The 10074-nt window shown below is 35.7% G+C and carries 10 protein-coding genes; all 10 read right to left on the minus strand.

From position 1 onward, the window contains the following. Positions 1 to 3: 3 nt before the first annotated feature. The 10 genes from H5232_RS14415 to H5232_RS14460 are packed head-to-tail and all read right to left on the minus strand — an operon-like array spanning position 4 to position 9897. Positions 4 to 852 (minus strand): FkbM family methyltransferase, encoded by an 849-nt coding sequence (locus tag H5232_RS14415; protein WP_145239468.1) that lies wholly within the window; start codon positions 850 to 852, stop codon positions 4 to 6. Then, positions 852 to 2630, minus strand: coding sequence for a thiamine pyrophosphate-binding protein (locus H5232_RS14420; RefSeq protein WP_076923528.1), 1779 nt, complete (start codon positions 2628 to 2630; stop codon positions 852 to 854). The genes H5232_RS14415 and H5232_RS14420 overlap by 1 nt, the downstream gene beginning before the upstream one ends. Beyond that, on the minus strand, positions 2631 to 3401 hold the full coding sequence (locus tag H5232_RS14425) for an SDR family oxidoreductase (protein ID WP_145239465.1): 771 nt from the start codon (positions 3399 to 3401) through the stop codon (positions 2631 to 2633). After that, positions 3401 to 4456 (minus strand): alpha-ketoacid dehydrogenase subunit beta, encoded by a 1056-nt coding sequence (locus H5232_RS14430; protein ID WP_076923526.1) that lies wholly within the window; start codon positions 4454 to 4456, stop codon positions 3401 to 3403. The genes H5232_RS14425 and H5232_RS14430 overlap by 1 nt, the downstream gene beginning before the upstream one ends. Continuing rightward, positions 4446 to 5402: a thiamine pyrophosphate-dependent dehydrogenase E1 component subunit alpha gene (locus H5232_RS14435; RefSeq protein WP_169019240.1), complete on the minus strand. Its 957-nt coding sequence runs from the start codon at positions 5400 to 5402 to the stop codon at positions 4446 to 4448. The genes H5232_RS14430 and H5232_RS14435 overlap by 11 nt, the downstream gene beginning before the upstream one ends. Beyond that, positions 5402 to 6094 carry a class I SAM-dependent methyltransferase gene (locus tag H5232_RS14440; protein ID WP_259399423.1) on the minus strand — a complete coding sequence of 231 codons (693 nt, stop codon included), beginning with the start codon at positions 6092 to 6094 and terminating at the stop codon, positions 5402 to 5404. Before H5232_RS14440 ends, H5232_RS14435 begins: the two co-directional genes overlap by 1 nt. Continuing rightward, on the minus strand, positions 6072 to 7067 hold the full coding sequence (locus H5232_RS14445; RefSeq protein ID WP_182739661.1) for a GDP-mannose 4,6-dehydratase: 996 nt from the start codon (positions 7065 to 7067) through the stop codon (positions 6072 to 6074). Before H5232_RS14445 ends, H5232_RS14440 begins: the two co-directional genes overlap by 23 nt. Positions 7068 to 7070: 3 nt before the next feature. Next, positions 7071 to 8345: a hypothetical protein gene (locus tag H5232_RS14450; protein WP_182739662.1), complete on the minus strand. Its 1275-nt coding sequence runs from the start codon at positions 8343 to 8345 to the stop codon at positions 7071 to 7073. Further along, positions 8345 to 8953 (minus strand): SIS domain-containing protein, encoded by a 609-nt coding sequence (locus tag H5232_RS14455; RefSeq protein ID WP_182718193.1) that lies wholly within the window; start codon positions 8951 to 8953, stop codon positions 8345 to 8347. The genes H5232_RS14450 and H5232_RS14455 overlap by 1 nt, the downstream gene beginning before the upstream one ends. Continuing rightward, positions 8950 to 9897: an NAD(P)-dependent oxidoreductase gene (locus H5232_RS14460; RefSeq protein WP_145239453.1), complete on the minus strand. Its 948-nt coding sequence runs from the start codon at positions 9895 to 9897 to the stop codon at positions 8950 to 8952. Before H5232_RS14460 ends, H5232_RS14455 begins: the two co-directional genes overlap by 4 nt. Between the last annotated feature and the right edge of the window lie 177 nt (positions 9898 to 10074).

Below are 10074 nucleotides of genomic sequence, written 5' to 3' on the forward strand. Positions count from 1 at the left end.
ATTTTACCAAGGCATCTTATTTTTACTAGAAAGGAAAACACTACCTTCTCTATGACTTAGGGGTAATTCGGCAAGAGAGTTCACTTTTTTCCAATCATTTTTTTGAAGAAAAATATTTAAGCCGACTTGTAAACTGTAGTCGAAAATAGTTTTTGCATTTTTTTCGCCATTAATTTCCATCATAAAATCAATTTTTAAAGCGTCCTCCGAAGAAATTGAAGTTAATACATCTGCTTCTTGACCTTCAATATCAATTTTAATTAAGTCAAATTCTTTAGCTATATTACCTATGTTATTAACTTTAACTTCAAATTTATCTAGCTCTCCATAGGGATTACTTTTTGCGCCGCTCAAATGACTTCCAGTTAAGTTTCCACATACTCGTGTAAATTCAGCTTTGCCATCAAAACTTGCCGCGGCTTCATTTATTGGCTTAATCTTTTTACAATTATTTAATTCTAGGTTTTGTTTTAAAACGCGGAATGTTTCAGGGTCCGCTTCAAAACATGTAACTTGATAATCTAATAAGCTCAGCACTATTGAATGCAGACCGATATTAGCGCCAAGATCTAACACATTCTTATAGTTATTTTTATTTTTCAAGTAAAAGCTTAAAATGATTAGCTCATCAATACCAAACAAATGAGTCGTATTAATATTGCCCATATCGTAATACGGAAGAGAAAATGTAATATTATCCGTTAATAAAAATGTTGGTGTTGATGTCGTGTTATAAGCGCTGGCAATTACTTTTGATAGTTTTTTGTTAAGAAGCTGGTAATCACTGCTTGATTGTACGTGTGATTGTGTATTCCTAGCTAGCATAACCAGCTCTTGGTGTAAGTTTATCATTATAGATTTTCCTTCAAACTGGGTATAAGCATAGCTTTTTTTTGTTTTATGTAAGCAAGTTCAGGGCTCATATTCTCTAATGGATTGCCATACTTGATAATCGGTTCATATCTAAAGTTTGGGTTAATTACTAATTCGATAAGCTTTGGCCCTTCTTGATCCATGCGAAGGTGTAAACGTTCTACTAATAATTTTAATTGCTCATTATTTTCAACTTTTTCAGAGTCGATCCCATAAGCTTTAGCAACTTCAGAAAAATTTATGTGAGGCAAGCCATTATTACAATCAGCAGAAAAATAATTTGAGTCTAGCCAATCATCTTGGGTTTGTTTTATCATACAATGACCACTATTGTTAAATACAATAATAATGACTGGAAGTTTCAAGTGATTTAACGTTGAAAGTTCTTGGATATTCATTTGCAAACCACCATCGCCAACTATACAAAATACTTCTTTTTCTTTTGCTAGGGCAACACCAATCGATGCAGGTAAAGCATAGCCCATGGGGGTATTATTATATGAAGAAATATACTGCTGGCCTTTTTTCTCTTTACCGTAGACAAGAGTTAAAGGTAAGCAAGTACCTGTATCCACACATATATTTTGGTCATCACAGAAAGCACCACTAAACAACTCAACAGCTAAATATGGGTTTACACCACCGTAATTATATTCAGGTATGTAGTTAAACTCTTGTGTGACATCCGTAATATAATTTAGCCACACATCGTTATTTTTAAATATTTCAATTAAATCTTCACAATGCAGTGAAAAAGCATCTAAAAAAACTTGTACAGATACAGGAAATTGATAGTTGATTACTTTGCCTAATTGGGCAAATTTCTCTATTTCGTTATGGTCAATATCCACCATTGCGATTTTAGCTTCACGTGCAAAGGTATCTAATTTTGCTGTGGCTTTTGAATCTAGTCTGCACCCAATAGAAATGATAAAATCGCAATTTTGTAAAACGATATTATTCCCACGTAAAGAATGAGTTCCAAAATTCCCTAGATTTAGCTCGTCATCATGATTTGCAATCCCTTTGAGCGGCCAAGTCGATAGAAAGGGGATTTTTAGTTTTGTTGCAAGTGAAATTAACCGTTCTGCTGAGTTATGGCACCCAGCACCAAGAATAAATAAAGGTTTTTTCGCTTGTTTTAATGACACTATGAAGTTATTAAATATGTTTTCTTGAATTACTTTATGGTTTACAGTTGATTGATTAAAAGCTTCAAATGGTATTTTTTTTATATCTAATATCTCTCGCTGAAAGTCATCAGGAATATCTATTAACACAGGCCCTGGCCGGCCACTTAATGCTGCTTTTATAGCTTCAGGTAATACAGTGATAATGTCATTAGGTCTTTTTAATTGTATTGCGTACTTTGTTATTGGCTTTGCCATAGAAACAATATCGGTTTCTTGGAAACCATATTGGCGAACCCCTAATTTATGCGATTGCCTAAATGAAGCTACATTTCCAGTTATATGTAAAGTAGCTACAGAGTCAAAGTAGGAGCTTGCGATACCTGTTAATAAATTTGTAGCGCCTGGGCCTGATGTGGCTATAGTCACGCCTAGTACATGGTGTGTTTTTGCATAACTATCAGCAGCCATCGCACATGATTGCTCATGTTGCATTGCAATAGCTGAAAGCGAAGGGTGTTTTTCAATTGAGTCAATTAAATGTAAAGCAGCACCGCCTTGCAGAACAAATACATGCTTGATATCTAATTGAGCAAGGTAAGATGCAATATAATCCGTTAGTTTCATTTATGTATGCTCTTTATTGAGTCTACGCAATTTGTAGATATTTGGGTTTTCAAGAGACTCCAAAAAATCCTCATGAAAAATTTCTTTGGATGCAATGCTATAGTTTCGTCCACTAAACTTACTATTTGCATTATCAAGAAGAAAAATTAAGGAGTCGATGACCAGTTGCATAGACACAAAGTCATTTTCCTCATATCTTCTGGCTGTTTCCTTATATGCTTCCGGCACTATTTCTTTTGCGTGGAGTGTTTGTTGGTGAATAGGTGTATCTACCCAGCCAGGACCAACATTTAGAAAGATTAAATCGGGATATTCAGCAGCTAAAACTTCAGTCATTTTTATTAATGCTACTTTCGCATTTATATAAGAGTTGAACTTCGTCGGGGCGCTATTGACGCCTCCGCCAGCAAAAGTCAGGATTTTGCAGTTTGATTTCATTTTTAGAACTGCTGAACTTAACACTTGCACTATAGATAAGTAATTAATTCTATATGCATTTTCCCAATCGTCATAAGAGCAATCTGATAGAGAACCGATTGGCTCGAGTGTGCCATGAACAAAAATTATACTATCATATATTGAAAAGTTCGTTTTATGGCACCAATCGTCAACGTTTTTTTGTGAGCTAAAATCAACTTTTGTTAGTTCAGCAAAATCTAAGTTTGATTTTCGCCCTCGATAAGTACCGTGAATAATCGTATTTTGGCTTAAGCGCTCAGCAAGTGCTTGCCCAATACCACTATTTATTCCTGTAATTAATACTCGATTCATTAAAACGGGCCTTTAAACCAGTTACCAGGAACATCGTGAGGAAATTCTACATCTTCGGTCATAAATATTTCCCTATCAAGGAGTTCAGATACAGCTTTAGTAATCTCAGTTCTGGTTTTGTAGTATTTTTTTGTTAATCCAAAGCTCGTAGGTTCAGGGTAAGAGGGGAGTGCTATTCGTTTTATTGGTTTTTTTAAGGAAGTAAAGCATGCTTCATATATTTTTGCTGAAATTTCACTAGAGACAGAAAATGAGTTATGTCCTATATCAGTGCATATGCAGGTTTGAGTCTTATTGACAGAGTTATAAATAGTTTGCCAATCAATATTTGTCGGTTCAGATACCTCAATTACCTCGCAGTTAACACCTTGTTTTTTTAGGAAGTTGTGGCAGTGTATGGCTTCTAGGAGCATATAGCTATTAGCGATGATAGTGACATCTTCACCTTCTTTGATGACTCTCGTTGTTTGCATGTTTGAGTTGTAATCGACGCACGTTTCTTTGTCGATGTTTTGGTTATGCAGCCATCGATGTTCAAGGAAAATAGTTGGATTATTATCCATTATACTTTGATAAAGTAGCTGTCCTACATTATCAGTTAAGCTTGGAGTAACAACTTTAAGTCCAGGGATATGTGCAAACCATGATTGCAAGCTTTGTTGATGAGTGGGTCCTTGACCCCAACCCCTACCTATGATTAAACGTATTGTTAAAGGTACAGTCATTTGCCCATTAAACATGTAGTGCCACTTAGCGGCATTATTTACAAGTTGGTCCATGGCAAGCAAGAAAAAATCGACTCGTTGATGGGTCATTAATACACGTGTGCCAGTAATAGCTGCGCCAATCCCTACACCCGTCATTGCATTTTCAGATGTTGGCATATCAAAGACACGGTCTGAGCCAAACTTTGATTGTAAGCCTGTAGTTGTACCAAAAATAGCTTTTGGATCATTAATACCTAATCCCATACAAATCATGCTATCGTCTTCAGCCATGGCACAGTGCTGTGCTTGGTTTATTTCTTCAGCGAATGTTGTTGTTTTATTTTGCATAAAGAAACTCTTCGTTTAACTGTGGATTTGGAAAAGGGCTATTTTCAGCAAAAAGAAAAGCATCTTCTATTTCATTTTTTATTTTGATAATCATTTCGTTATGAGTTTTCTCGAAATGTTGATCTGCTGATAGTTCCGCGAATAATAATTTTAACGGATCTTTTTCAAGCCATGTTTTGACTTCACCTGCGGCTCTGTAGTTTAAGTCATCATCAAAATTAGGACCGCAATGCTCTCTGTGACGATATGTATCAAGCTCTAAGAGTGCTGGGGCATTATTCTTTCTAATATATTCAATAGCACTCTCAACGGCATGGGTTAGTGGTATTAAAAGATTTCCATCAGCGTGAAAGCTTTCAACTCCAATTGATTGCGATAAATCCGTAATGCTTCTATTAACCGGCTGGCGAACTTCTAATGGGCTATACACTGAATAGCGGTTATTCTCACATATGAATAATATAGGAAGAGATTTAACTGCTGCAAAATTTAACGACTCGTAAAAAGCGCCTTCTTCCGTTGCACCGTCACCAAAATAACTTACGGTCAAAAAATTGCTATTTTGTAGTTTTTGACTTAGCGCACTGCCAACCGCCAGTGGTATACTATTACCCACAATTGCAGTGCTAGCTATAAAACCGCAATCCAAGTCTGTTAAGTGCATAGAGCCACCTCTGCCACCTGTGCAGCCTGTCGCCTTGCCATATAATTCAGCTATCATTTTCTTTAATGATCCGCCTTTGGCTAGATAGTGGGCATGTGCTCTATGTGAACTGAAAGCCTTATCATCTTTAGATAAAAAATTAGAAACAACAACAGGTACTAGCTCTTGACCTATTGACAGATGTGTTGGGCATCTCATTTCTTGCTCAGGGTAGCGTAAGGCTATCATTTCTTCTATTTTTCGAATTCTTAATGATTCGAAATATGCATCAAGTTTTTTCATTAGGGTATAAACCAATAAAAATCGCCAGTGTAGCCTGTATCTTTGAAAAACTCTTTCCACTGATCAACATGCATCATTGTTTTGGCTGTTAGATTCCAGGCTTCCATGCGTTCTTTTTCTTGTTCATTTCTATATGCATCAACAGTAATAAATGCTTTAGCTTTAGAAACTCGCTCTATTTCTTGCAGTGCTTTTGCACAATTATTAAGATCTAAATTATGAATAGTGTTAATTGATATTACAGTATCAAAACTATTGTCTTCGAAAGGTAATTTAGTAGCGCAACCTTGTTGTAATAAGTGCTTTACTTCCTGTTTGGCATTGTCTAATGCGTAATGGGATATATCTATTCCACTCAATATCATTGTTGGTAGCTGTTGTAAAATATCATAAAGCATAAATCCTTTTGCACAGCCTACGTCTAATAAACTGCTATTTTCTTGCAGGCCAAAGTGCGTAATAAAGTCAGGCACGACTGGCTGCCAAAACCGTGAATGATAGTTAAAACCACCATAGCCGTGCTCTCTATCACCATCAAAGAATTCCTCGTCAAATTGGCGCGCTATAGCTCTAACTGCTTCACTTTTGGCTTCTAATCTACCAGAAAGATCACGCTTAGACTTAGGGTAATTTTTTAGTAAATCTATTTCTTGTCCTATCATGATTACCTCAAGGTTTGTGAATATAGTCATGTTCTTGCTTGGCGAGTACATCTAAATTTTGCTTCATCCAATAAATTGTTCGTTCTAAGCCGTTTTCTAATGAAATAGAATCTTGCCAATTTAGCTCGGAGCGAATTTTTTTTGTGTCTAATAAATATGCTGCATCTTTTCCTAATCGATCTTCAGTCGATTGGCACACTTGTTCAAATGGGAGCTTAAGCATATTGCAGATTGTTTCAACGAGTACTCGAATAGAGATCATTTTATCTGTTGAAATATGGTAAATATCACCATTTTTACCCTTTTCGCCAATAAGTTGTGTCGCTGAAGATACATCGTCAATATGTATAAATGATCGTGTTGAATGCCCTCCGCCATGCAGCTGCAATTTTTTGCCTAGTAAGGCATATAAAATAGTACGAGGGATTATGCGATAAAGCTGTTGGCCTTCGCCATAAACATTGGCAGCTCGTGTAAATACCACTGGAAAGTTATAAACATCTGCGAATGTATGTAGACTCATATCTGCTGCAGCACGGGAGACTGCATAAGGTGTACTGGGTTGGTAATTAGTATGCTCTGGTACTAATCCGTTACAACTACCATACACTTCGGGTGTTGATATATGGATATATTTTTCAAGGAAATCTAATTGTCGGAGAGAATTGTGTAACTTTATCGTTGAAACAGTGTTAGTCATAAACCAATGTTCAGGATGTTGCCAGCTTTGACCAACCATGCTTTGTGCAGCAAAGTTATAAATTTTTTTAATTTTTTTCTGTTTAACAATATCAATAATTTTTTGCAGATGATGATTTATATCCAGTTGGCTAAATTGCAATTTATCTGCATTTTTTTGCCAACTATATGGTAGTAATGCTGAATTAGGTTCTGATGAGCGACTAACAGCAACAATTTGCTGATCATTTTTTAGCATATGCGCACAAAATGATGCCCCTGAAAATGAATTGCTTCCTAAAACTAAAATTGATGAGTCATTCATAGTTTAGATTGCCGCCTTATTTATTTTATTCTCAAGAAGAGAAAATTGAGTTTGAATATTTTCAAATGAATCATCCATCCATGCATTTATTTGAAATTCATTATCATTAAAGTAATGATTTTTTCCAACTTCAAAGCCGTGCATGTTATTTGTTCTGTCTGATAGATTTGGAATATCATTCGAACACCATCTAAAAATGATTGAGCGAGCCCCTTCAAGATAGCTAATCGGATAAAGAGGACCACTGTCAACACCCATATTTATATACGCTTCATGGTATAAGGCGAGCCTGATACTTAAATCTACAGCTGCAAGGGGATACGTTGTAAGCGATTGATATTTTTCTTCAAGGGGCTCACTTACTTTATAAGTATCTCTAATAATTAGCGGAAAGTATTCATTGAGGTCTAGTGATAATGCAAAATCAAGCCATGCCGTTGTATTGCTATTTCTGTGCTCGGAATTTGCCCAATATTCTCTCAATGTAATTGTTATTAGCTTTTTTTTGCCCACGTTATGTCTTATGAAGTCATTAACAATAGTATAAGCTTGTTGTGGAGGTGCTAAGTTACTTAATTTAATATTTTGCTCGGCATAAGATTTTAATAATTTAAAATCTCCAGCTGCTTGTCTAGGGTTTTGAAAGTAGTTATTTGGATATATGCTAGGGTTCAAGCTTTTATAGTATACAAGGCTACTTTGCGAAATCGGCTGATCTATACCTATGCATGAGGCAAGACAATTAAACATGGGTTTAATAACCTTTTCGATACGCCATTTAGCATCAACGTTATCGTGATATACATTTAATCCTGGAGTATCGTCACTATGGCTAGGGATAATTACAAATTGAATATTTTTTTTATTTTGTTTTTTTCGTTCTATTTCAGCTAAAACGATAAAAGTAGTTACATCAAAGCAGGGCAAATTATAAGAGAGATCATAAAAAGCATATAACGTTGATTTAGTATCAATAGCAAATTGCATTTGTATACAAGGAATGAGCTTACCGCTCATGTGGTTAAAAAAAGAACATTGATTAGTGGTAATACCAATTTTATTTAAAGATTGTAAGATATCAAAGACAAATTCAGAACAAATTACTACTTGGAGCGTTTGTTTTTTTTCTAGTTTTGATAATTCTTCTAATGATTTTGCAGGCGTGCCTTTGTATGATTCGCCACCATTTGTACAAGCAAAAATATTATTGTCAGTATTATATTCTGATCGGATAAACATTTCTGTTGAGGCTGTAATTCCGTAGACAATGGTGGTCATTAATTAGCCTCACGTAATGCATTGTATAGAGCTTTCATTAAGATATGCCCGACAATAACTTGAGTATCTTCTGATATCTGCATATCTTGGACTTCGAAATGGAAAACTTGGTCAAGCATCGGCTTAACTTTACCGCCAGAAAATCCTAAAATGCCCACTGTTTTCATGCCAATGTCGAGTGCTTGTTGAGTCGCTCTAATTATATTTTCAGAGTTACCGCTACCAGATAAAACAAGTAAAATATCATTGCTGTTTGCTTTAACTTTTAGCTGATGTGCAAAAATATTTTCATAACCAATGTCATTGCCTAGGCAAGTTAAAACAGAGCTGTTTGCTGGTAATGCTTCAACTTTTAATGCATTACCTTCTGGGCTAATACCAAATGTAAAGTCATTTGCAAGGTGGATTGCATTTGCTGCTGAGCCGCCATTGCCACATAAATATAAAGTGCCGTTATTTGCCTTCATAGTAAGTAAGGTATCAACAAGACTCTTAACTTGTTCACTATCTAACTGTTTTAATACATCCGTTAGGGTGTTCACATAGTTTGTTGTCAGTTTTTTCACTGAATCCTTGGCTATAGTGGTTGCAGATTGGTTGTTAGTCATAAAACTTCTCTTTGCATCCATTTAAGGTTGTAAAAATGGTCTTCATCTTTAAGTAAGTCTTGTTTGTAAGCTGTAATAATTTCGGTAATGGCTGTGTCGACATTTTTATTGGGTGTAAAACCGGTAGATAGTAACTTATCTGAATTAATACGGTAACAACGAGGGTCATTTGAAGGAGTAACCTCAATCTCACATGCTATTTTAGCCTGTACCATTTTTGCTATATCCATAATTGAGATATTTTCAAACCCTGCATTAAAGACACCAGAGACTTTCTCTGGATTATCCAGCATATAAATATAGAGATCAGTAATATCGTCAATATGAATATTTGGTCTGACTTGATCGCCGCCAAACACTGTGATTTTTCCATTTTTTAGAGCTTGCATTGTCAGCATATTGACAGAAACATCTAAGCGCATTCGTTTAGATAAACCGCATACAGTTGCTGGGCGTACAATTTGTACCGCCATGTCGTCGGCATAACTAAGAAGTACACGCTCTGCAACCATTTTCGTTTTGTTGTATTCAGAAATAGGCTCAAGCGTTAAGTCCTCAGTTACTTGCTCTTCATCTTTAACGCCGTATACGCTACCCGATGACGCATAAATAAACTGTTTTATTCCACAGCGCTTTGCTTTATCGGCTAAGCGCATAGTTGCTAACGCACTCACTTCCCATGTTAATTTAGGGTTTAAATCACCACAGGGATCGTTTGCGATAGAAGCAAGATGAATAATAGAATCCACACCGTCTAAGTTAATCGTATCAGTGTCGCGTACGTCACCTTTAATGACTGAGAGGTTGTCATGAGAGGGCAAAAAATTACCAAACCATTGGATGTCAAACGCGATTACGCGATGGCCTAAAGCCAGTAGTTTTGGAACCAGTACAGTTCCTTTATAGCCAGTTGCACCGGTAACTAATATTGTTTTTGGATTCATTTAATATTCTCTAATTCTTTGGTAGTCATAAATATAATGTTCAATGACATACAATTATTATGCCTAACTTAAGTAGATTTTTGCTCTACATGTTTATTTATATCGGTGATGTGAGGGTTTTCCTTTAATGTTTTTATTAAATCATTATAGGAAAAATCTACTTTATTCAAAAAATGC

Origin of the sequence: Pseudoalteromonas sp. SG41-5 (genome assembly GCF_014164495.1) — a bacterium.
Taxonomy (GTDB): Bacteria; Pseudomonadota; Gammaproteobacteria; order Enterobacterales; family Alteromonadaceae; genus Pseudoalteromonas; species Pseudoalteromonas rhizosphaerae.

What these genes read in the sequence shown, in the direction of transcription:
- H5232_RS14415 (WP_145239468.1), bottom strand. Translation starts at nt 852, where the DNA reads ATGATAAACTTACACCAAGAGCTGGTTATGCTAGCTAGGAATACACAA.
- H5232_RS14420 (WP_076923528.1), bottom strand. Translation starts at nt 2,630, where the DNA reads ATGAAACTAACGGATTATATTGCATCTTACCTTGCTCAATTAGATATC.
- H5232_RS14425 (WP_145239465.1), bottom strand. Translation starts at nt 3,401, where the DNA reads ATGAATCGAGTATTAATTACAGGAATAAATAGTGGTATTGGGCAAGCA.
- H5232_RS14430 (WP_076923526.1), bottom strand. Translation starts at nt 4,456, where the DNA reads ATGCAAAATAAAACAACAACATTCGCTGAAGAAATAAACCAAGCACAG.
- H5232_RS14435 (WP_169019240.1), bottom strand. Translation starts at nt 5,402, where the DNA reads ATGAAAAAACTTGATGCATATTTCGAATCATTAAGAATTCGAAAAATA.
- H5232_RS14440 (WP_259399423.1), bottom strand. Translation starts at nt 6,094, where the DNA reads ATGACTATATTCACAAACCTTGAGGTAATCATGATAGGACAAGAAATA.
- H5232_RS14445 (WP_182739661.1), bottom strand. Translation starts at nt 7,067, where the DNA reads ATGAATGACTCATCAATTTTAGTTTTAGGAAGCAATTCATTTTCAGGG.
- H5232_RS14450 (WP_182739662.1), bottom strand. Translation starts at nt 8,345, where the DNA reads ATGACCACCATTGTCTACGGAATTACAGCCTCAACAGAAATGTTTATC.
- H5232_RS14455 (WP_182718193.1), bottom strand. Translation starts at nt 8,953, where the DNA reads ATGACTAACAACCAATCTGCAACCACTATAGCCAAGGATTCAGTGAAA.
- H5232_RS14460 (WP_145239453.1), bottom strand. Translation starts at nt 9,897, where the DNA reads ATGAATCCAAAAACAATATTAGTTACCGGTGCAACTGGCTATAAAGGA.